Raw genomic sequence first — 26,746 nt, 5'->3', positions numbered from 1 at the left:
GTGATGCTCCTCTAACGTTAACCGACAGCAGAGGGGGTCAAAACGATGTAACGCGATGACCATAATTCCTGAAAGGCCTCGTAAAGCGCCGCTTCGTTATCGGAACCGACACCTGCTCGCGCCATCAAGGTTTGTAGCGGCATTTTGCCGTCGGCCGCTTGCAATACGCGATAGAGGTCATTGGGTATTAGCCGGCGCGAACTACCGCCGTAATTCCATTCGATATAGCTTTGTAGCGACCGGTGCTGGTTATCCCGGTAACAATCTTCCTGAATCAGCCGTGCCGCTTTGGGCAAGGCCGGTATCAAACTCTTCAGTTCGGTCTCGCCCCAGGCTTTTTTCGTCAGCAAATACTCGCCGACGACCAAATAATCCAAGCCTGACGTCAGGTAGCAGACCATAGCGTCGTCGGCACTATCCACGATCGGTTCGGCATGGTTATTGAACGAGGTATTGAGCACCATCGCAATGCCGGTTTTTTGCCTGAAAGCGTCGATCAATTCCCAATACTCTGGATTATGAACTTTACTGACAGTTTGTAACCTCGCGCTACCGTCAACGTGAGTAATCGCCGCCAGGGTATCTCTATGCGCCGACTTGACCGGCAAAACGAAGGCCATGAACGGAAAGTCTCGCTCGTCGCCCGGCACGTCGAAAAAATCGCCGACATATTCTTCCAACACCGACGGCGCGAAGGGTCGATAACTTTCGCGCATCTTAATCATTGCGTTAATGGTCTCCTTATGCGAACCCAAACGCGGGTCGGCGATAATGCTGCGGTTACCCAAGGCCCTGGGACCGAACTCGGAACGCCCTTGCACCCAGCCGACCACTTTGCCCGCTATCATCAAGTCGCTAACCCGGTCGGCGCGATCCGTCATTTTTTCGATGGTCGCGAAAGCTTGCCATTTAGCCAGGGTTCGGTACAAATCGTCCCCGGCCAAGGTCGGCGTACCCCAATAAGCGTGCGGTACGCGTTTAAACGGCAGCTCAGGCAGGCTGCAATGCGCCGCATACATCGCCGCGCCGAAAGCGCAACCGGAGTCGGCGGCAAAGGACGGCGCAAACACTTTTTCGAACAAGCCGGACTGCATAATCTTGCCGTTCATACTGCTGTTTTGCCCGACTCCGCCCGCCAACGCCAGCCTCATATGTCCGGTCGCTTGCTGAAAATGACTCAACATATGCATGACGATCGTTTCCAAGGCTTGTTGCAAGGCAGCGGCCAAATCTTTATGGATTTGCTCGAACGGCTGATCGCCATGCCTCGGCATTAAGGCTTCGTATAAGCCGACGATTTTCTCGCGGTGCAAGGTGTAATCGCCGTTCGGCAATAGCGTATAGAATCCGGAAAACTGATCGGCGAAACGGTTGGCGTCACCGTAAGGCGCCAAGCCCATGACTTTATATTCATCAAAAATTCTGTATCCCAGAAAGCGGATGACGTCGAGGTAGAAAAAACCCAGGGATTCGTGCACCGGCTTGGTCATCAAGGTGTTAAACGTATTCGCCCGCACGTCGACCACGGTTGTCGACACATTGTCGCCGGAACCGTCTATGGTCAACACCAAGCTCTGTTCGAAGCCCGACATGTAATAAGCCGTCGCGGCATGAGCCAAGTGGTGGTTGACGAAACTAAATTTCTCGCGCGGTAGATCGACGCCGAACTCGCGCCTGAACAAGTACTGATACATAGCCCGCCCGTCTTCGACGGCGGCCATGTCGGCTTTGACCAATCGCAGTTGCTTTAGCGACTCGTCCAAAAAAGCTTCGCTGACGTAAACGGCGATTAGGTCCAGCTCCTCTAAGCGAATATCGGCTTGTTGCAAACAAAACCGAACTGAGGAATGCCAGATTTTATTGGTATGTTTAATCCGGTTTAAGCGCTCTTCCTCTATGCCGGCGACGACCTCACCGTCCCGAACAATAACCGCCGCGGCATCGTGCAGCAAATCGGCGCCGAAATCGAAAAACGATTCGTACAACCGATCGAAACCGCCTGCCAGACCTAAAATTATCACGCTAACTCCTCTTTTGTTGTTTCATCCGTTCAGACGACCTTTTGCTGGCTGCGGTCCCGCTTAACCAGTTTTGGCCCCGCCTGACCGGCCTTTTCGATTGTCGACAATCTTTCGGCCAACAAGGCAATGGTCGGTGCTTCGAAAATTAGCCTTAACGGCACTTCGATCTGCAATTGCTTGCGGATTAACGCGACGATCCGCGTCGCTTTTAACGAATGTCCACCCAAATTGAAAAAATCGTCGCAAACACCAATAGCTTCGTTATTCAAAACCTGTTGCCAGATCGCCAACAGTTCTCTCTCCGTTTCATTGCGTGGGGCGACTTTCAGCGCCGATGTCGATGCGAAGGGATCGGGCAATAGAGCGTAGTCGACCTTACCGTTTTTATTTAACGGAAATTCGCCGACCTCCATCCAGACGTCCGGCAGCAAATAGCGCGGCAAGCGCTCAGCCGTTGCCGCCACCAAGCCGTCGCGATCGAACGTGCAACCGGACTTGACAATGACATACGCCACCAAGGTGTTATCGCCGCCGGGATCTTTAACGGCCTGCACCAGCACATCCCGCACCGAATCCTGCGCCTTAATCGCCGCCTCTACTTCTTGCGCCTCGATGCGGTAACCCCTGATCTTGAATTGCCTATCGGCACGACCGAGAAACTCCAAACTGCCGTCCATTCTCATGGAAACCAAATCACCGGTCGCATACAGCCTGCTGCCGGGCCGCTTGGCATAAGGATGGGGAATAAATGCCGCAGCCGTGAGTGCCGGCTTGCGGTAATAGCCGTAAGCAACTCCCTCCCCCGCGACATACAAGCGGCCTAGCGCACCAATGGGTTGCAAGCGCAGTTCGCTATCCAATACCCACGCCTCCGAATGGGCAATGGCCTTGCCGATGGGCACGCTAGCTGCCAACGCGGACGCTTGAGTTATCCGCTGACAACAACTAAAAGTGGTGTTTTCGGTAGGCCCGTAACCGTTAACAAAGGTCGCGGCAGGAAAGCGCTGCAATAGGCGGCGCACGTGTTCCGCCGACACCACGTCGCCGCCGGCTAGCAACTGCCGGACGCTGGCCAGGTTCTCGAGCTGTTCGTCGACCATCTGCTGGAACAGGCCGGCCGTCAACCAGAGGATCGTAATGCCTCGCTGCTCGATATAAACACCCAGCTGTTGCAAGCTGGGTTGGTCTTGTTCCACTACCGATAATTCCGCGCCATTCAATAACGGCGCCCAAATTTCGAAAGTCGAAGCGTCGAACGACAACGGCGCAAACTGCAAGAATTTGTCTTTTTCCGAAATTGTCACGTAATCGCTATCGACGACCAAACGAATCACGCTACGCTGACTGACAAAAACCCCTTTCGGTTTGCCGGTGGAACCGGAAGTATAGGAGACATAAGCGACAGCCGCCGACGGAATCACTCGCCGAGGAGGCGTTTCGCCGAGGTCTTGATTTATTGGCTCATAGGGATCGAAGCCCCGCACGCCGTTGAGTTCGAATCCGCCGCGCTGAATCGATAGACGCACGCCAGCATCCCGGCAGATTGCCTCGGCCCGTTGCGTGGGAAGATCCAACTCCAATCCAAGATAAGCGGCGCCAGCCTTAATAATGCCGAGCACGGCAATAATCCGCAGGCAGGACCTCGGCAACGCAACCGCGACAATGTCGCCCGGTTGGACACCAGCCATCGTTAAACGCTTGGCGATATGATTGGCCTCGGCGTTCAGCTCGGCGTAACTGTAACGGGCATCCAGACCGCGCAAGGCAATTTTTTCCCCGCAACGCGCGGCAGTTTGCTCGAATAAGCCGGCCAAATCCGGCGTCGGCAGCGGCGGTTCAATCCCGGCACTGATCTGCGTCAGCCAAGTCTGCTCGGCGACCGTCAGCATTGTCAAGTCGGCTATACGTTGCTCGGCGGATTCGGCCAAACCGTTTAACAAGCCTATGAAATGCCGCATCACTTGTTGCAAATAGCTTTCCGCATAACGGGCTTTGTTGTACAGACAAGTCAACCGCCATGGCCGACCGGGGCTGATGACAACGGTCAAATCGTAGTTGGTCTGTTCCCTGGTTTGCACATCGGTGACCGTTAATTCGACCTGACTATCGCCTTCCTCGGCTTGTAGATGATAGTTTTCGAACACTAACAAGTGGTCGGGCGCACCTTGTTTAGGCTGGCTCTCCGCCATGGTTAAAAATTGGTAAGCCTGGCTGCTGCTATTGTGTTGGTGCAAACGGTTTAACAACACAAAAACCGGTTCCGCTTCGTCAAAGCTAACCCGCACCGGCACCGCATTAATCAACAAACCCACCATCTGCTCGATATTGGCTATGGCGCTCGGCCGGCCCGAAACCACGGTGCCGAAAACCACGTCCCGCCTATCGTTATAGCGCCCCAACAGGATACCCCAAGCGGCTTGCATCAAGGCATTGACAGTAACCTTATAGCGTTTGGCGGTCTGCTGCAGCCGCTCCGGCAAATCGGCCGGCAGCGTTTGCTTGAATTCGGCTTGGCCTTGCTGTTGGGTGGGATGAGACGGCAATGCGGCCACTTCGTCGTAGCCTTCCAGATAATCAGCCCAGAATCGGCCGGCGGCCTGTGTATCCTGCTCCTGCAACCAGCGCAAATATTGGCTGAAGGGCGGCGACGCCGGCAGCTGCGGCTCGGCATGACTTAGAATGCCCAAATAAAGCCGGGTCATTTCGTTCATCAAGATTCCGACACTCCAGCCATCCAATAAAATATGATGAAAACTCCAAACCAAATACCAGCGCTGGTCGGGTAAGCGAATCAGCTTAACCCTCACCGGCGGTCGTTCGGCTAAGTTAAACGGCTGCTCCAAATCCTGTCGTAAATAATCCGCCAAGCTCCGCAACGCCTTTCCGTCCTCGCGCCAATCTTCCACTCCAAAATTCGAGTCGGCGTGCTTCAGCACGATTTGCAAGGGTTTACGCGCTTGGTCGTCGACGAATATCGTGCGTAATATGCCGTGCCGCGCAACCAGCTGATCCCAAGCCTTGCGATAGCTGTCGCAGTCCAAGGCCCCTTGCAAACTAAAGCTGATCTGCTCGTGGTAAGCGCTGGAAGCGGGTTCCCGTACAGCGTGATAGAGCATGCCTTCCTGCATCGGCGTCAACGGACAAACATCGCTGACGTTTTGCCGGTAAGCGATCAAAAGTTCATCCAATTCATCGAGGCTCAAATTGCCGTAGCAAAGATCGGACGGCGTCGGCACGGCTGATGTTTGCCGCAGGCAATGGTCTATGACCGCCTTCAAGTTCTCTTCATATAAACGGCTCAAGCGCTGCATGGCATCTTCGGCAAACAAATGCCGGTCATAGCGCCATTCGATACACAAGCGATCTTCCAACACCATCGCACTGAATTCCAAGGCAGCGGGCCTCATTCCCTGCCCCGCGACCGCCGCGCCGACGTCGTTGCTCAAGGCGCGATACAGGCCGGCGTCGTCGTTGCGCTCGAAACGCCCCAAATAATTGAACACCAAGTCTGCGGCAAACCCCAAATCAGCCGCCGACCTTAATTCGGCCGGCGTCAAATAGCGCAACACGCCGTAACCGATGCCTTTATTGGGCACGTGTCGCAAATGTTCTTTCAGCCAGCGAATTTGATAACTTAAATCCCGATTCGGCCGCTTTTCCAATACCACGGGATAAAGGGAGGTAAACCAACCGACGGTCCGACTAACATCCAATTCCGGCAATACTGGTTCGCGGCCGTGACCTTCCAGCAATAACACGGTTCGGGTCAAACCGTTCCAGGCTTCCAAGGTCGGTAACAAGGCCGCCAACAACAAGTCTTCGACCCGCGTGTTGTAGGCAGCATGGGCTTGCTGCAATAATTGCCGCGTCCGGTCGGCGCTTAATTGAGACTGATGGCTCAGCGCATCCTGGTAGCAACAAGCTTTTCCGGACCAGGAAGCGGCGCTTTTACTAGCCGATTGCGCACGCCAATAAGCCAATTCGTCCAGCAAGGCCGGCTGCCGGCTATAGCGCGACAAGCCTTCCGCCCAGTCGGCATAACTGTCGGTTTGCCGAGGCAGTTCATGCGTTTCCCCGCGGCTCAAGGCATCGTATAAGGCGCTGAAATCTTCCAATAAAATGCGCCACGACACACCGTCGATCAGCAAATGATGCACGACTATCAATAAGCGGTCGGCGGCCGGGCATTGGTACACCACCAAGCGGATTAACGGCGCTTGATCCACCGCGAAACTTTGCTGCACGACGGCGGCATGCGCGACCATGGCCGCTTCGACGTCCGCCGCCGACAACAGCGAAACCGCTTGCACCGCGATGCGGCAGCGATCCTCCGCTAGAATCTCGGCTGCCATGCCTTGCTCTACCGAATGAAAACAACTGCGCAAGGCCTCGTGGTGTTGCAATAACTGCTGCCAAGCGCGCTCCAGATAGGGGATTTGCCAGCTTCCGCTACACGCTTCCAGCAAGGCTGTGTGATTAAAATGATGGGATTGACTGCCCTGTTGCTCGAAAAACCATCGTTGTATCGGCGTCAATGGCAAACGACCGCTGAGCTGGCGCGTTTTGTTTTCGACGGACAGCACTGTTAACTGCGGCGCTAAAGCCTGTATGGTCGGGTAGCGGAACAAATCCTGAACGTCTATTCGATAACCCTGCTTACGCAAGTGAGACACCACCCGAATCGCCTGAATCGAATCCCCGCCCAAGGCGAAAAAATCGTCTTGCACGCCGACATGCTCTTGTTGCAACAGTTTTTGCCAAACTTGAACCAATAAACCTTCTTCCGCCGTTTCGGCCGCCAAATAAGGCTGGTCCGCTGCCGTTTCCGGCGTCGGCAAAGCCTGCCGGTTTACCTTGCCGTTGACCGTCAACGGAAACTGCGACATATACACAAAGCAGCCAGGTACCATGTAAATCGGCAACTGTTTGGCGACCAGCTCCCTTAATTCGGCGGTTTTTAACGCTTCTCCGGTCCGTGTGAGGTAATAAGCAACCAAGGTTTGCTGGCCTTGCTGGTTTTCGATCAGCATGACCACGGCTTGTTCGATAACCGACTCCCGTAGCAAGGCTTGCTCGATCTCGCCCAATTCGATCCGGAAGCCGTGGAATTGGACTTGTTGATCCAGACGTCCCAAATACTCCAGCTCGCCATCGTCCAAATAACGGCCGCTATCTCCGGTACGATAAAACAGCGTATCCAACCCTAATTGGGGTAAGTGCACAAAACGCTGAGCAGACAGTTCGGCCCGGTTCCAATAACCCAAACACACCCCGGCACCACCGACGTACAACTCGCCGGGCACACCCGGCGCAACCAATTGGCCGTAACGATTCAAAAGATAAACCGATAGATCCGGCAAGGGTTTGCCGATCACGCTGCCGGGTAAACTGATTTGCTCGGGGGCAATTTTTTTAAAGGTGACGTGTACGGTGGTTTCGGTGATGCCGTACATGTTGATCAATTGCGGCCGGTCTCCGTAGGCGTCGAACCAGGGTTTCAACTGCTTGAATTCCAGGGTTTCGCCACCGAAAACCACGTAACGCAACGCCGATAGCTTGGCGGTGTGTTGCTGGTCGACATCGATCAACTGTTTGAACGCGGTCGGCGTCTGGTTCAGCACCGTCACCCTTTCCCTGCCCAACAAGGCATGAAAATCGTCCGGGGAACGGCTGATCCAATACGGTACGATCACTAAACGGCCGCCGTAGGCCAGAGCGCCCCACATTTCCCAAACCGAAAAATCGAAAGCGTATGAATGGAATAAACACCAAACATCGTCGGCATTGAATTCGAACAGCGTATCGGCCGCCGAAAACAAGCGGGCCATATTGCCATGGCTCACCAACACGCCCTTGGGCTGGCCGGTGGAGCCCGAGGTATAAATCACATACGCAGGACTATCCGGCCTTGCCTGCCAATTCGCCGGCAAATGGGTTGCGGCGTTCAACTCGGCGACAGCCACTGTTTCCAAGCGTGGCGCCACATCCGCCAACTGAACGGCTTTGTCTTGCGTCGTCAACAGCATTTTGATCCCCGAATCCCCGGCGATGAAACGCATCCGTTGTTCGGGCAACAATGGGTCCAGCGGCACATAAACCATACCCGCTTTCAATACCGCCAACACGGCGACCACCAACTCCAGGGAGCGATCGAAGCATAAGCCGACGAAATCACCGGCCGTTAAACCTAGATCGTACAAACGCCGGCCAAGATGGTTCGCATAAGCATCCAGCTCGGCATAACTACACTGTTGCGCTTCGTAGCTCAATGCAATAGCGTCGGGCGCCGTATGAACGGCACGTTCGAAACGTAACAATAAGGCATCGAAGCTAAAGCAAGTTATACCTTGCTCAGTCTGTTGAATAATTGCTTGCCGGCCCTGCTCGTCCAACAACGAAATTTCCGCTAATTTCATTGCCGGTGCTTCGATAATTTGCCGCAAAATTTGGCATAAATGCGCCTCGATGTAGCGATGCATATCGGCTTGATACTCCGAGCCGTAGGCCATTTGCACCTTAATGCCGCACTCGGCGGGCAAAAACTGGATGTCAAACGGATAATGAGTGCGCTCGATCACCTCGTTGGCTTGCACGCTTAATTCGGCATTCTCTTGAGCCGACATCTGCTTAAAGCGTTCGTCGAGCGGAAAATTTTCCAAGGTCACATGGGTGCTGATCAGGCGGTTTTGCAAGGGGTGTTGGCTCTGGATGGTCGAAAGCGGCGAATAATGATGCGCCTCCGCTTCTATCGCCCGCTGCTGAACAATCAACAATAATTCCCTAACGCTGATCGTCGGCGTAAGCAATACCCTGACCGGAATGGTATTGATAAACAAACCGACGATTCGCTCGACATGGTCGATCTCGGCCGGCCGGCCCGACACCGTGGTACCGAAAACCACGTCCTCGCTGCCGTTGTAATGGGCCAGTAATAAGGCCCAAGCCGCGTGCAAGATGGTGTTCAGACTAACTTGAACGGTTTTGGTCAAGCCTTGAATGCCGTTAAAAATAGCCTCGGGTAATAGAAAAGTAGCTCGGATACGATCGGAATTCTGGAATGAAGAAGTCGAAATAAACGGCAATTTCACTTCGTCTTGATAGTCCGCCAGATAATGGCGCCAAAACGCCAAAGACTGTTGCTTGTCCTTTCCTTCCAACCATTTCACATACTGTGCGAAGGGAGTCGTAAACGGCAATTCGCTATTTGGATTCGCATAGAGCGCGGTACATTCCGCCAATAGAATCCCTAAAGACCAGCCGTCCAAAATAATATGATGGTGGGTCCAAATGACCTCGGTCAAATCGTCCCGCAACTGCAACAAGGTAAAACGCGTCAGGCAATCTTGCTGTAACCGAAATCCGCGTTTACGGTCTTTAGACTTAATTTGTCGGCGCCGCTGTAATTGCTCCTGCACCTCTAAATGGCGCAAGTCGATAGTCTCGAAAACCGGGGATTGTTTTTTCAAAATCACCTGTAACGGTCGCTCGGCTCCGGCATGAAAGAACAAGGCCCGCAAAATTTCGTGACGTTCGAATAATTTGTCCCATACTTGGCTGAATCGTCGCGGATCGAAGCGCCCATTTAACAAATAGGCAATCTGCTGAATATAAGAATCGTCCTGATTAGATAAGGCGTGAAATAAAAACCCTTCCTGTAAAGGCGTCAACGGATAAATATTCGCCACATTTTGTTTATCGACAGCCAAGGTACAAATCCTATTTATTATCTAATATTCAAGATGACCGACATTAAAAACCGAAACACATTCCGGATGGTTTATCTCGTCAATGCTTATCGATCAGGCGCAATGCGCTTTCAGCAATCGACTTTTGATCCCAATCCAGAAAATGTTCTTTGAACGCCGTTATTTTTCTTATTACGGTATAACTATTTTGGTGTAACTTATACGGCTCAAAAAAGCTGAGCAACTCAAAATCAGAAAATTGACTCACCTGTTTTAACTTCAGTTGCTTAACAAACATTGCACACTTTGGGCAGCCGTTAACCGTATTATGAAAAATCATTAATCCGCCATTCGGATTCACAAGCGGCCAGTATTCATCGAAAAACGCTTCATAGTCCAATGCATCATTCCAAGCCAGATCAATAGGCAGATGCGATGGCGCGATAATCGAACTATGATTAATCGCCGACGATTTCGACAAAGTCATAAAGCGCTCCAAACCCAAGGCAGTCAATGCCTCCATTACCTTCGGAGCGGAGCTATATTCCTCGGAGAAATCATCAAAAGCATAAAGCATGGGCTGATACTCTGGCTCATAAAACCTGGGATCGGCACCGGTCGGCTGCGCTAAAAACCAGTCTCTTTGAGATTCAACGGTGTTCGCAACTTGATGAGCCTCTCGAGTTTTAGCGATTAACAAAGGCCGTTCTCGGTCAACGTCCTGCTGATTATCTGAAAGCGCTTTGACAATGAAAGGCGTTGTATAACCCATGCCAAATTCCACTACAGACCTAGGACGCACGCTGCGAATCAAGCTATAAAGTAATGGCGCTAAATGCTCCGTGCCTGATAAAGGACTATAGAGCGAAGCTGTTCCAGATATAAACCGAGCATCTAACATAGATTTCGTCCACTTTTAATTTTAGATGCTTGAGTTCGCTCTTGAAACAAACACTCTATTAAGGCCAAAGGCTAAACAAAATAAAAACGTTAAAGCGGTTTATATTTGCGCCAGAAAATCGTCCAATTGATTGATATCGAATCCATCGTAATCGATATCCGACGGCGTCAAGGATTGCGCCTTGCAAGTGGCGGCATGATCGATAATCGCCAATAAAGCCTGCTCGAACGCCGCCGCAAACTCGCCTATCCCTTCGCCTCGATACACCTGCCGGGGATACGCTATTTCAAACATTAATCGACCTGCCGCATGCCGACCGACAAATTCGATCAAATACGGCGTCTGTGCATTGGGCGACATGATGGCGCCGATGTTTTCATCGGTGTAAGTAAAGCGGCCCCGACTATGCTCACCGAACTGGCCCAGATAGTTAAAACTGATCGCGGGGTCTTGAAACGAATGCCGGTTTGTAGCATCGTCCATATAGCGAACCAAACCGTAACCCAGGCCCTTGTCGGGAATTGCGCGCAGGGCTTCCTTGACGGTTTTGATCAAATACCCCAAATCCCGATTGGCGGGATATTCCAGGCTAACCGGATAACGCGTGGTAAACCAGCCTATCGTGCGGCTAAGATCCACATCGTCCAGTACATCCCGACCATGCCCTTCCAATATCAGACTCAGTGCCGAATCCCCCGCCCATTGGTGATAAGCCGACAGCAAGGCTGCCAGCAACAAATCGTTGGCTTCCGTGCCGTAAGCATGATGGACACCGGTCAAAAACCGCTCGCTATAGTCTTCATCGAACTCGACCTTAACGATGTCAAGGTCTTGATATTTAACATCCCGGCCGTCCAAACCAGGCGATAAGGTTTGCCGCCGCCAATAATCGTGTTGTTCGGCGATGATCTTCGCGCCCTGTTGCCGCAACTGCTGCATCCAGACACTCAACGACGTGGTCTGCGGCGGCGCTTGCCAAGCGCTGCCTTGTTGATAAGCGTCATCCAGCTCTTCCATCAATATCCGCCAGGATACGCCGTCGATAATCAAATGGTGCGCCAGTAATAACAAGAACTGCTTGTCCGGCAGCCGGTAATATACGGCTTTCAGTAACGGCCCGACCGTCAAGTCGAACGACTTTTGCAGTTCGGCCGCATGCGCGCTTAAGTCCGCCATCGAAGGCAGTTCCAGCTCGAAAAAAGCCAGGCGCTCGCCGTCGGCATAAAACTGTCGCCACTGCCCGTCTTGGTATTGGTAGCGCAGCAAAAACGCATCGTGACCTTGGCAAACCTGCAGCAGCGCCTGACTTAGACGATCGGCATCCAGCGCTTCGGTTTCCAATAAAAAAGCCTGGTTGAAATGATGAAAATCGCAGCCGTGATACCTAAAGAAATGCTGCTGAATCGGCGTCAACGGCAGTTCGCCTTCGGCCTTGTCCAACACTTCCGCAACCGCCTTGAGCGGGCTCAATCTAGGCGCCAATCGGCTTAGCGACGGATAGGCAAACAAATCCCACACTTCCAGCTTCCAACCTTGCTGCCGCAAGCGGGAAACGATCTGCAAAGCCTTGATCGAATCGCCGCCGGAGGCGAAGAAATTATCCTCGCGGCCGATGCCGTCCAGCCCTAACACCCCGCACCAGACTTGCGCCAGCAGGCTTTCGCGCTCGCCCTGCGCCGCGCCGCCCAGTTCGTCGCTCAGACGCTGCGCCTCGGAACATTTCGGTAAGGCTTTTCGGTCGATTTTGCCGGAAGCGTTGACCGGCAAACGCTCCAACACCACAAAATGCGCAGGAATCATATACTCCGGCAGTTGCTTGGCCAGGCCGGCACGCAAATCGCCAAGGCTGGGCTGGGCTTGCACGACCAAGTAAGCGACGATCTCGACCGCTTCGCCCCGATTGACCACGGCCACGGCTTGCAAAACACCGGGAAGCTTAAGCAATTGGGCATCGATTTCGCCCAACTCGATACGGTAGCCGCGAATTTTGACTTGTCCATCCAAGCGGCCCAGAAACTCGATTTCACCGTATCGATTGACCCGCCCTTGATCGCCGGTTCGGTAATAGCGTTGGCCGCCATCCGCCGGCACAAAGCGCTCCGCGGTCAATGCCGGTCGTTGCCAATAAGCCAATGCCAACGCCCTGCCGCCGATCGCGATTTCCCCGGCCAAGCCGTCGGGCTGCCGGTTGCCGTAAATATCGACGATTTCCACCTCGGCATGGTCCAGCGCGCTGCCGATACTGACCGCAGCGGCGGCGTAACGGCGCTGTAGATCGACGCGATGCAGCGTGGTGTCGACGGTACATTCGGTCGGGCCGTAGACGTTGTAGATTTCCAAGCGGCCGCCTTCAGAACCGCTCGCGATTGTTTCAATGAGCGGCGGCGGTAATGCCTCGCCGCCGACGATCAATTGTCTTAACCGCAAATCGCTGCGTTCGGCCAAACCGGCCTCGAGCATGATTTGCAACAAAGTCGGCGTGCAATCGCTTAAATCAATCGCTTGGCTTTGCAAAAAAGCCAACAACATCGGCCCGTCCCGCCGCGCTTCGTCGTCGCAAATATGCAAACAATGGCCCTGCAGCAATGCCGCGAAAATCTGTTGCACCGAGGCGTCGAAAATAAACGAGGCCATCAACGCGACATTCATCACCTCGCCGCGCTGACGGTAAATCCGGTCCGCCAAAGTGCCGACCAAACCCAGCACCGATTGTTGGCTGATCAACACTCCCTTGGGCTGGCCGGTCGAACCGGAGGTATAAATCAAGTAAGCCGGCGCTTGCGCGGGGACGTTAGGCATTGGTAAAGAACTGGCCGGCTGCTGCAAATCCCGGCAATCGATATGCGCATACGCCGGAAACAGGGATTCCCGGCCAACCACGGCGGCAACCTGAGCGTCCTGCAAGATAAATTCGATACGCGCCCGCGGCAACGTCGTTTCCAGCGGCAAATAAGCGCAACCGGCTTTTAAAATGCCGATCAACGCTACCAGATAATCGTTGCCGCGCGGTAAATAAATCGCCACGATAGCGCCGGGCCGAATGCCGGCCGACGCCAAGCGCCAAGCGAGCGCCGCGGCCCGATCCGACAATTGCCGGTAGGTCAAGACCTGCCGCCCGTCGTTCAAAGCCTTGGCCTCGGGAGTCTTCGCCACCTGAGCGTCGAATACCGAAATCAAATTTTCTCGGCCCGGCTCGGCAAGACTAGGTATACGGCCGCCGCGAGGTTCGCACAGCCGCACATCGGCGACCGCCACGTCCGGGTTTTCCACGATGCCTTGCAATATTTTGCTGTAATGCAGCACCATGTTTTCGATTGTCGGCGCATCGTACAAATCGGTGCTGTATTCGAACACGCCCTGTATCCGGCCTTGTTCCAAGCCCAACTCCAAGGTTAAATCGAATTTGGCGGCTTCGCTAGGCAAGGGTTCGCGCTGCATGGTCAGCCCTTTGAGCGCGACGTCCGCTATCGGCGCGTTCTGCCAAAGAAACATGATTTGCACCAAAGGATTGGAACCGAAGTCCCGTTCCGGTTTCAGTGCTTCGACCAAACGCTCGAACGGCACATACTGCAAATCAAACGCCTTAAGACAAAACTCCTTAACCTGCGCCAAGAGCTCGGCAACCCTGGAATTGCCGTCGATACGGGCGCGCAACGGCAGAGTATTGACGAAAAAGCCGACGATAGGCTCCAAACCCGGCTCGTTGCGGTTGGCGGCTTGAGTGCCGACCAATACATCGTGCCTGCCGCTATAGCGCTGCAGCAAAATGAAATAGGCCGTTAACAGCAATACGAAAAGACTAACGCCTTGACTTTCGGCCAAGCGCTCCAGCTGTCCGCTCAACGTCGGATCAAGCCGCAACGGACAAGTCGAACCGCGATAACTACGCGATTCCGGTCGTTTTTTACCGGTATTCAAATCCAGGCGGTATTCGCTATCCGCCAACAGCTCGCACCAACGCTGAACACCCTGCTCGATTAAGGCACGCTGCCTTGGCCTTTGCTGCCATACCGCATAATCCCGGTAACGAACGGCAATGTCCTCACTATGGGATTCTCTGCCGTCCCTATCCCGCTGATAAGCCAAGCCCAATTCTCGGCTCAAAATCCCCATCGACCAACCGTCACCGATGATATGGTGCATCGCCATTAACAACACCCATTCTTGATGGCTGTAACGGATCAGTCTCACCCTGGATAAAGGCGCCTGTGTCAAATCGAAACGAGTTGCGGCCATCCGGCCTTTGGCTTGCTCCAATAAGGCTTGTTTTTCGCTGTCGGGGTCAGCGGAGATATCCTCCACCACCATCTCTAAATCGAAATCCTCGGCGATCACTTGCCGCGCGAGTCCGTCGTCGTTTTCCCTGAAGGAGGTACGCAAGCTTTCGTGACGGCGAATCAAGTACTCGAAACTACGGCGTAACCTCGGAACGTCCAAGTCGCCCAGCAAGCGGCTGGCCATCAGGATGTTGTAGGTAGGCGTGGCGCCTTCCAACTTAAACAAAAACCATAGCCGCTGCTGAGCCATGGACAAAGGTACCTCGTCGGTATCGGCGAAGCGGCTCAACGGTTCGCTCAACGCACTTCGGCTTGCTTCGGCTTGTCTGAGCAAGGCCGTCAATTCGGCCTTATTGGTTTTCAACAGCGCCAGGGTATCCGGCGTCATAGCGCCCTTGGGCGCCTTAAAGCGCAGCTCGCCTTGCTCTAAATAAAGCCGGATACCTCGTTGGTTTAACGGTTCGAGCAAATCGGCGACCGAACTCAAATGACACCGCCTTCATATTGGGTTTCGTCGTCTTCGTTAGCATCCGCATCGACAGCCGACAGGCGTAACACCGATTGCAGGGTCTGGATCCGGTCGGCCAAACGGGCGATGGTGCTGTATTCGAAGACTAACTTCACTTCCAGATTCATATCCAGCGCCTCTTTCAGCCGCGATACGACCCGAATCGCAATCAAGGAATCCCCGCCCAACGCGGCGAACTCGTCGTGTATGCCCGGCTGGGCGACGCCGAGCACATCGGACCAAACCCCGGCGATCAATTGCTGGATTTCGTTTTCCGGCGCGACATAGTGCTGGGCCAAATGCGGCCGCTGGTGGCCGCTTGGCCGAGACTCGGCGGCGGATTCCACTGTCGACGGACTCAGTTCCTGGCCGCGCCCGGTTCGAATCAACAACTGGCGGTAGCCCGATGCCAGCGCTCTACGCAGGGCTTCGCAACCTTCGACATCGCTAATGCCGCCTTGCAAAACAGCACCCGAGCTATCGGCGACCCGCCGCTCGAAAGCGACCGCCTGACCGATGCTTTGCCAACGGTCCCAATCCAACGCGTAAACCCTACCCAAGTCGCGGTGACGGCAATAATGGGCAAAGGCATCCAAATAGCTGTTCGCCGCCGTATAGGCAATATTTCCCTGGCCGCCGGTGATGGCATTCAACGACGAAAACAAGGCGACAAAATCCAGTTGTTTGAAATCCAGGCATTGTTGCAACACCTGGGTTCCGACGACTTTGGGTTGCAACTCGGCCAAGGAACGGGACTGGTCTTGCAGATCGATTAAGCCCCGACTATCGCTGGCGGCGGTATGGAACACCCCATCCAATCCCCCGTAGGCCAAGCGGGCTTGCTCGACCGCAGCTTGCATGGCTTGAGGATCGCAAACGTCGGCCGTGCAAACCAGCACTTCGGCGCCAAGTCTTTGCATATCCAACAAGGAGGCCACGGTTTCGGCCTGCGGCCTGGCGCGGGTATGGCCGTCTCCGGTTGCAAGCCGTTTTTGGCCCGGCGCCCGACCGACGACCAGGCAACAATCGGTTTTCGCCCGCGCCTCGGCTTCGCGCGGGAACACCGCCACATCGGCGAACAAACCTCTACCTTGCAACACTTCTTGCCAAGCATCCGGACTCAACAATGGCGTCGTTCCGGACCGCAGTTCGGTATCGTTAAAATACCACCAACCCTCGGCCAGCCCCCAAACCATCTCGTACCAACGCGGAATCGGCGGGGTTTCCACCAAGCACAACGCCCCGCCCGGTTTCAATAAGCGGCTGAGCTGAGTCACCGCTTTAGCGACATCCGGCGTCGCATGCACGACATCCAAGCCGTAAATCAAATCGAAACTTTGAAACTCGAAACCTTGGGCAACGGGATCCCGAAAAATATCGAATACCGCAAAGCGCATGAAATCGAAACCTTGCGCTTGCGCTTGTTGCTGCACTTTCAGCACAAACGACTTGCCGATGTCGGTGAAATAATATTCGACCTTCTTGCCTAACAAGCCGGGCGCGATCTGGCCAGTAAGCACGCCGCTGCCGCCGCCGACTTCGAGTATCCTGACGACGCCATCGGAATTATCGAGGGTGCGATGAACGAAATGTTTTAATAACTGGTAATAAACCCGGTGATTGGAGTGTTCGACGGTTTTTTTGCCGGTTTCCGAAATCAAGCTGCGGTCGCCGTCGGGATACAACACGCCGATCGCTTCTATTTTGCCGGACAAGGCCTCGGCAAAATGGGCCACGCAATGCGCCACCATTTCGTATAAAGCTTTAAAGCCGGGATAATCGCTATCGATCCGGCGTTCGAGCTGCCGAATTTCGATCGACCATTCGCAAGGCGCATCTAAATTGAAACGAAAACGCTCGCCTTGCCAAACGACCAAACCGTCTCGTTGCAAAATCTCCAATAGCAGGCCTAAAAATTTGTCGAATTTGGCCAGGAGTTGCAGTTGAGCACCGATTTCGCTCACGGTCCACCACGTGCCACCGTAAGGCGAGATGCCGGACTGCGCGAAAAAATTCAACAAATGCAGGCTGCATAATCGTTCCAGGCTTGATTGCAAGCCCGGAAAATCGTCCAAGCCGGGAATCCGCAGCTCGGCTATCAGCCTACGCTCGGTCTGCGCCAAATCCGCGACCAAGGCATTAAAATCCTGGCTATCGTCTAGTTCGACGGCGGACGGCCATAGGCTAGGCTCAGGAAACGCTTGCCGGCTAGTCAACAGCAATCTGGCTTGATAATGACGCGCCAAAAAGCCTGCCAGCAATAGACCGATGCCGCCCAAGCCGCCGGTAATCAAGTAACGGCCGCCGCGTTTCAAAGCATCCCGGTCCGGTTCCGGCAAATCCAGGCTTTCGAGTACCGGCTGCCAGTAATAACCATTCCGCCACGCCACCACCGGATGCCGGGGATGCAAGGCCAAAATGTCCGACCGCACGGATTGATCGGCGTCGAGATCGATCAAACGGCATTGCATGTGCGGATATTCCTGCGGCACGACTTTAACCGGGCCCAGCAACAAAGCCTGTAACGGCGACAGCGCTGTTTCCGCGCCGCTCACTTCGAACAAGTGGCGGGTAACGACGCTGATGCGACAGGGGGTACCGGGCGACAAGCGCTGCCATGCTTTGCAAAAATGCAACAAGCCCAGATAAGGCTCGGCGTAAGACGCTTGGCCCTGCTGCCAGCCATAAACCACTTCCAGAGTTTGTCCCGCCAAGCCCAAGTCGCCGATTAAACGCTCGAAATCGGCTTCCCGGGCCGGATTCAAAGAACCAGCTCCATCGCTGAATGCTTGGTAATTCGGCGCCATGGTTATTTGCCGCCATGGTTGCGAAGCCGTTTCCAAACCCAAACTTTCGGCACCGACAAACGCCAAATAAGCATCCGCCGCCGGCAGATCGGTTGTCGGCGGCAGCAAACAGCGCTGCCAATTAACCGTCGAGAACCAGCGGCTCAAATCCGCGCGCTCGTCCCGACAAGCTGCTTGGCAATCGGTGGTTTTCGCCTCGACCCAGCAACGTTGGCGCTGAAAAGGATACGTCGGCAAAACCAAGCGTTGCCGCTGCTGATCTCGATAAAAACGCTGCCAATCGACCGCGATGCCGGCGCGCCAAAGCTCAGCAATACAGGCCTGTAAATCGGAACCCGCATCGGCCAAGGTGCCCAAGGCCGCTTGTCCACCTTGCAACAACGGCTTGGTCATGGCCTGCAGGGTATGCCCGGCGCCGACTTCCAATAACAGCAATTGCCCGAATTCGGCGCACAGCGTCTGCAAGCCCTCGGCGAAACGCACCGGTTTCAGCATATGTTGTTGCCAATAAGCCGCCGACGAATCGGTCGCATCGTACCAATCACCGCTTAAATTGGAGACAAAGGGAATGGCATTGGACTGCAGACTAAGGGTTTGGAACGACTCGAGAAACTTGTCAGCCGCCGTCTGCATCAAGGGCGAATGGAAAGCGTGGGACACCGCCAAGGGGTGATAGGCAATGCCTTGCTCTTGCAGGATAGGCAATAAGCAATCGATGGCCGCCTGACTGCCGCTTAACACGCATTGGCTTTCGGCATTCACCGCCGCCAACACCAAGTCTGCAGTCAACCATTGCCGGCATTGTTCTGCCGTCGCCCTGACCGCCAGCATGCCGCCGGACGGCGCTTCCGCCATCAAGCGGGCGCGTTCCGCCACCAGCCTTAAAGCCTGTTCAAGGCTAAATACCCCGGCGAGACAGGCCGCGACGTATTCGCCCAAACTGTGGCCTATCATCGCCGCAGGCACGATGTGCCAGGCCATTAATTGTTTGGCCAGGGCGTATTCGAAAACAAATAAGGCCGGCTGAGTCTGTTCGGTTTGTTGCAGCCGTCGCTCCGCCTGTTGCTCCTGCCCAGGCTCCGGAAACAGCAGCGTTCTTAAATCCAATCCCAACAACGGTTGTAAATAGTCGCAGCAAACATCCACTTCCTGTTTAAACACCGCTTCGCTTTGGTAAAGCGCCCGCCCCATGCCGACTTTTTGCGAACCCTGGCCGGGAAACATAAACACTAAAGCGGGTTTGGCGGTCGCATCATAGCCCTCATCCGGGCGACTCAAGGCTTGCACCGCTTGCTGCAGGTTTTCCGCCAACACGACCCGCCTAAGCGCTAATTCCCGGCGACCGACCGCCAAACTATAAGCGACATCGGCTAGCGACAATCCGTCCCGATTTGTTAAATGCTCGGCCAGTGATGCCGCCAGTTGCGCCAAGGCTTCCGGCGATTTGGCTGATAAGGGCAGGATTTGCATCGCTCTGCCGGCACCGGCGGAAGGCTGGATGTTCGGGGCCTCTTCCAACACCAGATGAGCGTTGGTGCCGCCGATACCGAAAGAACTGACGCCGGCGCGCCGCGGACTCTGTGTTTGCGGCCAATCCTGCAGCTCTCGATTGACGTAGAAAGGACTGTGCTGGAAATCGATTTGCGGATTGGCTTGATTAAAATGCAGCGAAGCCGGGATTTGCTTGCGCTGTAACATCAATGCCACCTTGATCAAACCGGCGATGCCGGCTGCGGTATCCATATGGCCGAGATTGGTTTTAATCGAACCCAATGCGCAATATTGCTTTTGCTTCGTCCTGGCGAAAGCCTGTTTCAGCGCAGCCACCTCGATTGGGTCGCCCAGCGGCGTCGCCGTACCGTGGGCTTCGATATAGCCGATACTGTCCGCAGATACACCCGCCACGGCCATCGCTTCAGCAATAACCGCCGCTTGGCCGTTGACGCTGGGCGCGGTAAAACCCAGCTTATCGGCACCGTCGTTATTGACCGCCGAGCCTTTGATGACCGCATAAATCGTATCACCATCCCGTAGGGCATCCTCCAGGCGTTTGAGCAACACCAGCCCGGCGCCGCTGGCAGGCACCGTGCCGCCCGCCTGGGCGTCGAAGGCCCGGCAATGACCGTCCGCCGAAGGAATTCCGCCTTCTTGGTAGAGATAACCCGCCCGTTGCGGCACCAATAACGTCGCCCCGCCCGCGATGGCCGCGTCGCATTGATAATCCCACAGGCTTTGGCAGGCGTAATGCACGGCAACCAGAGACGTCGAGCAGGCCGTATTGACCGCGACCGCCGGGCCTTTCAAATTCAATTTATACGCCAAGCGGGTGGCGGCAAAGTCTTTATCGCTGCCGATCAGCATTTGGTAAAAATCGGTCGATTCTTTCAGCCGGTAATCGCTCAACAAATGGCTGAGCAAATAGATATTCATGCCCACGCCGACATAAGCGGCCATATCGCCTTCGAAGCGGTCAGGGTCTAATGCAGCCCTTTCCAATAGCTGCCAAGCGCATTCGAGCAAGACCCGTTGCTGAGGGTCCATCAATTCGGCTTCGCGCGGCGTGTAACCGAACAAATGCGCATCGAAATTTTCGATGCCTTCGATCATGCCCTTGGCTTTGACATAAGCCGGCTGCGCCAACTGCGACGGCGAAACGCCGGCGGCAAGCAGTTCCTCGTCGGAAAAAAACCGTATGCCCTCTTCGCCCTGAATCAACAAGCGCCATAAGTCCTCGATACCGTCCGCTTTCGGAAAGCGGCACGCCATGCTGACGATCGCGATCGGCTCCAATTCGTTTTCCGCTGACTGATGTTCGTTCATGGTTGCGCTTAGCTGTTGATTAGATTTTTACGCCGGACGGTTTTTTGCCTCGACGCTTTAAGTTCGGCTTTGGCAACGGCGGCGGAGGCATCCGCGCCGCTGTCATCCAGAAAAGCCGCCAATTTGGCTATCGTCGGATAGCGGAATAAATCAACGGTTTGTAAGGCAGGATACTGTTGTTGCAGCGCGTTCCATACTTGCATCAACAATAACGAATGGCCGCCCAAATCGAAGAAACTCTCTTCGGTGCCGAAATCGTCGCGCTGCAATACCTGCCGCCAGATGGCCAACAGTTGTTTTTGAGTTTGGGTTTTTGGCTGACCGGCAACGGGTTTGGGACCGTCGCTACGTTGAGGTTTGGGCAAGGCTTTGCGGTCCACTTTTCCGGAATGGGTCAACGCAAACGTTTCCAAATGAATAAATTCGCTAGGCAGCATATAGGCGGGCAAATACTCCGCCAAGTAATCGCGCAGCTCGCGGGCCGACGAAAGCTTGCCGCGATAGTAAACCAGCAATTGCTGGTTGTCCGCCTGCGTTTGATTGATGACGGCCACCGCTTGCTCGATATCGGCTCTATCTTCCAGCCGGGCTTCGATCTCGCCCAGCTCTATCCGATAACCGCGGATTTTGGCTTGAAAATCGAGCCGTCCCAAGTATTCGATGCTGCCGTCGAGATGGCGAACGACCTGATCTCCGGTGCGGTACATGCGCTCGCCGGCGGCCGAAAAAGGATCGGGGATGAAGCGCTCGGCCGTCAAACCGGCGCGATGCCGATACCCCCTGGCCACGCCCTCGCCAGCTATCATCAACTCGCCGGGAAACCCCGGCGGCAGCAGATTCAAGTCTTCATCGACCACGTACAACCGGGTATTGGCCAAAGGCTCGCCTAGTTTGATCTTGCCGTCGCCCGTTACCAGGCAACGGCTAGACCAAACCGTGGTCTCGGTCGGACCGTAGACATTCCACACTTCGCCAGCTCGCTGCCTAAGCTGGTCGGCCAAATTTAGCGGCAAGGCTTCGCCGCCGCACAACACCTTAAAGCCAGGCCTGCCTTGCCAACCGGAAGCGAGCAACAGGCGCCAACTGGCGGGCGTCGCCTGCATCAGCGTAATATCGTGCTCTTGCAATAAAGCCTGTAAGACGTGGCCGTCAGCGCTTTGCAGGCTATCGGCCAATACCACGGTGGCGCCCACCGTCAGCGGCAAATACAACTCCAACGCGGCAATATCGAACGCCAAGGTCGTCACCGCCAACAAGCGGTCGTCGGCAACGATGCCGGGCCGTTCCGCCATGGTCAGCATGAAATTAACGATATTTTTATGACTGATTTGAACGGCTTTCGGCTTGCCGGTCGAGCCGGACGTGTAAATCACGTAAGCCAGATTATCGGGCCGGACCTTGACTTGCCCGCACCGCGTTTCGGCGGCGTCGGCCGCTAGCCGGGCGACATCGCATGTGGCGATCGGAAACGCCGGCGCGGTCGAACCATACACCAGCACCAATGCCGCCCCCGAATCTTCGACCATATAGTGCAAACGCTTGACCGGCAAATTCAAATCCAGCGGCAAATACGCGGCACCGGTTTTCAATACCGCCAGCAACGCCACGATCATTTCGATGCAACGCGGCATGCAGATCGCGACGACGCTTTCGACGCCGATACCCAACGCCTGCAACTGCCCGGCCATGCGCTCGGCCCGCTGTTCCAACTCGGCATAGCTCAGCGATTGCTCGCCGAATGTCACGGCGGTTTTATTGGCGGACTGCCGCGCCTGCCGCTCGATCAGACTATGCAAACACAGTCCCGGCAGACAATGGCTGGCGACCGCCCGCCGGTCAAGCTGCACTAAATCTTGCTGCGCCGCTTGCGACAACAAGCCTATCCCCGACAGCAAAGCGCCAGGTGCGCTTAACATCCGCGTCAGGATGTCTTGCAAATGCCGTAACACACCTTGAATAGCGTCGGCGTCGAAGCGTTGCCGTTGATAGGAAATTTTCAAGCTCAATTCCCGGCCCGGCGTCACCAGCAGCGTCAACGGCAAGTCGGTTTGCTCGTAAACTTGAAAATCGTTCAGCTGCAAGATCGATGAGGACTGGCTCAGCGCTTCGTCTATCGGATAGTTTTCGAAGATGAACAGCGTGTCAAACAATGCCTGACCCGCCGGCACTTGACTCCAGCCTTGCATTTCGGCCAGTTGCAAATAAGTAAAAGGCTCACGCTCCATGCCGTCGTCCATCAATTGTCGCAACAGCTGTGCCACGGTTTGCCCCGATGCCAACTTCGCGCGTACCGGCACGGTGTTGATAAACAGACCCAGCATGTCGCCGACCCGCTCCAACTCGGCCGGCCGGCCGGAAACCGTCAAACCGAACAGAATGTCGCGGCTGCCGCAATACCGGCTCAGCAACACGACCCAAGCCGCCTGCAACACAATGTTGACCGTCACCCGTTGTTGCTGAGCAAACTGTTGCAAAGCGGCTGTCGTCTTACGATCCAAAACCGCTTGCGCTTGAGCAAACTCCGCCTGCCGGCTATGGCTGTCGCCACCGCTATCGATCGCCAGTTTGTTAACGTCGCTAAATCCATCGAGTTGCCGCCGCCAATAAGCCTCCATCGTGCGGCTATCCTGTTCGAGCAACCAAGCAATATAGTCGCGAAAAGGCCTTCTATCCGGCAAACACGGTTGCCGGCCGCTTACGTAAGCGGCATAAAGACCGAAGGCGTCCTCGATCAGTTTCGGCAAACTCCAGCCGTCCAGCAAAATATGATGATAGCTGCAAACAAACACCGATTCCGTGGCGCTCAAACGCAATAGGGCAAAGCGCAATAACGGCTGGGCTTTAACATCGAACGGCGTTTGCCTGTCTTGGCGTAAAAAGCTTGCCGATAATTGCTGCCGTTCCGCCGGCGACTTTTTGCTGTAATCGAGGTCCCGCCACACGAACGGCACGTCATCAAACACCACTTGCAGAGGCTGCCGCGCGCCCGGCCAATCGAAGCCCGTCCTTAAAATCGAGTGCCGCCGGATCAATTCCCGCCAAGCTCGCCGCCAGGAATCGACTTGCAGCTCACCGCTGAAACGCCAACTGACTTGTTGCAAGTAGCTGCCGGATTGGCTGTCGAACACGCTGTGAAACAGCAAGCCTTGCTGTAACGGCGCGAGCGGATAAACATCCCGCACGCCGCCGCGCCGCCTCATGTCGCTCAGCCTTTGCTCGTCCGGCATTGCCAACTCGAAGCCGGATTCGACGGGTGCCTCGGCCAAAAGGCCACTCAAATGGCGTTTAAAATCGGCGAGCAATTGCAAAACGGTCGAACGATCGAACTGTAACGGGCTGTAACGCAACTCCAGCCTTAGACAATCTTGATGTACGGCGCCATTAAAATCCATCAACAAGCCAAAATCCTGCCGGCCGGAGCGCTCGTCGCCGCGTCGTTCTTGCGCCTGGGCGATGAATACCGAAGCCTGTTTAGCCTTCTCGAAACGCCCCAAGTAATTGAAGCGAATACCGGTAGCCCGTTGTTCCGCACCCTCCAGTTTCCTTCGCAGAGTCGCGTCGGCGCTCAAATAACGCAAAACACCGTAACTCAAGCCCCGATGCGGCAAAGCGCGCATGGCCGCTTTGACAGCGGCCAAGGCCGTTGCTAGGTTTGCCTCGACCGCTAACGGAAACAGCGAGGTAAACCAGCCAACGCTCCTGGAAACGTCCAAATCCTCGAACACATTTTCCCGGCCATGACCTTCGAGTTCGATGACTAGCGTAGTTTTGCCCAAGCGTTGCCACAAGCTTTCCAGCAGCGCCGCCAGCAACACTTCTTCGACGCTGGCTTGTAAGGCTCTCGGCGCCAGCATCAAGGCTTGAGTGATCTCATGGTCGAGTTGCAAGGACTCGACGACGGTATCGGCCAAGGTTATCTTGTTGCCGGCCGCATGGTCCAAGGGCAAGCGGGCAAAGCCATACTCACAATGGCGCAGCCAATAGGCTTGGTCGGGCAAGGTCTTGGACCATTGCCGCAAGCGCTCGGCCCAAGCGGGAAAGGCACTGGTTTTTTTCGGCAAATTCGGGACTTGTCCCGCGCTTGCCGCCTGATAAGCCAGCTGTAAATCTTCCAACAAAATCCGCCAAGAGACGCCGTCCACCAACAAGTGATGCAACACCAAAAACAAACGGCTATTCCGGTCTTGCCCCTTCGCTTGGAACAACACGACCTTTAGCAACGGCGCATTGAGCCATTGCAGCGAAGCTTGGACGGCTTCGGCCTGCTCGGCCAAATCCTCGGCATCGCGGAAGGTTTTCAACTGAAGCACCTGCTCTATCTCACCATCGGGTGGGATATAAAGCTCGACCGGCGACCTGACTTGCATTCTGAGGACATCGTGATGATCGAGCACCGCCGCCAAGCTCTTCCGCAATGCGGCAACGTCGATATCAGACGGCACTTCCAACAGCACTGACTGATTGAAATGCTGAACATCCTTGGTCACCGTCTCGAAAAAGTAATGCACTATCGGAGTAGGTATGACAGTCCCCGTAACCCGTCCTTGCTCGGCGCTGGATTTTTCGGCCGCCTCGGCCGATTCGGCGAGAACGGCAATCGTCTGGGCGGAAAACAACTGCTTCAAATCCAGCCGGATCCCGGCTTGTCTTGCCTTAGCCACGATCTGAATGCTTAAAATAGAATCGCCGCCCAATTCGAAATAGTTGTCGTCGATGCCGATGCGGTCTTGGTTCAAGACTTCCCGCCAGATACCCACCAAGCGTTGTTCCACGGCATTGCGCGCTTCCCGGTAGGGCTGTTGGGCTTGAATGTCCGGTTCTTTCAGCGCTTTGCGGTCCAGTTTGCCGCTAGCGGTCAACGGCAGTTGCTCTAGCCTGACAGTTTGGCTCGGCCGCATGTAATCGGGCAGTTGCTGCAATTGCTGCTTGACGGCCTGATCGAAGTCGGCCGCGTGGCTCACCACATAAGCCACCAAGCGTTTACTTTGCCCTTGGCTCCAAACCTTGACCGCCGCCTCTTGAATCTCGGCATGCTGTTTGAGCACGCTTTCGATTTCGCCCAACTCGATCCGAAAGCCTCTGAGCTTAATTTGGCCGTCTTCCCGGCCTTGGTATTCGATGACGCCGTCGGCCCGGTAGCGGCATAGGTCGCCGGTCCGGTACAGCCTTTCGCCTTGACCGAACGGATTGGGTACGAAGCGTTCCGCGGTCAGCTGCGGCTTTTGCTGATAGCCGCGCGCCAAGCCGATGCCGGCGATGTACAGTTCGCCGGACACGCCGATCGGCACCGGCTGCAGTTGGCCGTCGAGGATGTATAAACGTAGGTTGTCGATCGGTTTGCCGATCGCGACGATGGGGCTGGCGGTGTCGTCTTCATGGCAAGGCCATTCGCTGACGTCGATCGCCGCTTCGGTCGGGCCGTAGAGATTGTAGAGACGCGCCGATGTCAATTTGCCGTAGACCTGTTGTTGCAGGCTCAACGGTAAGGCTTCGCCGCTGCAGATGATGCGCCGTAAGCTGTTGCAGTGTGCCGCTTCGGGGTCGTCGATGAAGGCTTGCAGCATGGACGGCACGAAGTGCAGGGTGTCGATGTGCTGGGCTTGGATCAGTTTGGCCAGGTAATCGCTGTCTTTATGTCCGCCCGGTTTGGCGATGACCAAACGGGCGCCGGCGATCAACGGCCAGAAAAATTCCCAGACCGAGACGTCGAAGCTGTACGGGGTTTTT

6 protein-coding genes are annotated in these 26,746 nt (G+C 55.2%); all 6 read right to left on the bottom strand.

The features are described 5' to 3' along the window. Positions 1 to 17: 17 nt before the first annotated feature. Positions 18 to 2,021, bottom strand: a complete 2,004-nt coding sequence (locus BJL95_RS09060; RefSeq protein ID WP_071157312.1) for a carbamoyltransferase C-terminal domain-containing protein — start codon at positions 2,019 to 2,021, stop codon at positions 18 to 20. A 29-nt stretch (positions 2,022 to 2,050) separates the two neighbouring features. Further along, complete coding sequence (locus BJL95_RS09055) at positions 2,051 to 9,727, bottom strand: non-ribosomal peptide synthetase (RefSeq protein ID WP_071157310.1); 7,677 nt, start codon at positions 9,725 to 9,727, stop codon at positions 2,051 to 2,053. Between the two features lie 79 nt (positions 9,728 to 9,806). Then, positions 9,807 to 10,607, bottom strand: coding sequence for a class I SAM-dependent methyltransferase (locus BJL95_RS09050; RefSeq protein ID WP_139306186.1), 801 nt, complete (start codon positions 10,605 to 10,607; stop codon positions 9,807 to 9,809). A 99-nt stretch (positions 10,608 to 10,706) separates the two neighbouring features. Next, positions 10,707 to 15,371 carry a non-ribosomal peptide synthetase gene (locus BJL95_RS09045; RefSeq protein WP_071157305.1) on the bottom strand — a complete coding sequence of 1,555 codons (4,665 nt, stop codon included), beginning with the start codon at positions 15,369 to 15,371 and terminating at the stop codon, positions 10,707 to 10,709. Next, a complete protein-coding gene (locus BJL95_RS09040; protein ID WP_071157303.1) occupies positions 15,368 to 21,019 on the bottom strand; it encodes a type I polyketide synthase in 5,652 nt (1,883 codons plus the stop codon). Before BJL95_RS09040 ends, BJL95_RS09045 begins: the two co-directional genes overlap by 4 nt. 8 nt (positions 21,020 to 21,027) lie before the next feature. Beyond that, a partial coding sequence (locus BJL95_RS09035; protein ID WP_071157301.1) for a non-ribosomal peptide synthetase occupies positions 21,028 to 26,746 on the bottom strand: 5,719 nt, incomplete at its 5' end.

The sequence above is a fragment of the Methylomonas sp. LWB genome (assembly GCF_001856095.1).
Lineage (GTDB): Bacteria > Pseudomonadota > Gammaproteobacteria > Methylococcales > Methylomonadaceae > Methylomonas > Methylomonas koyamae_A.
The sequence above is the reverse complement of the archived record's forward strand: the minus strand, read 5'-3'. Positions and strand labels throughout refer to the sequence as shown.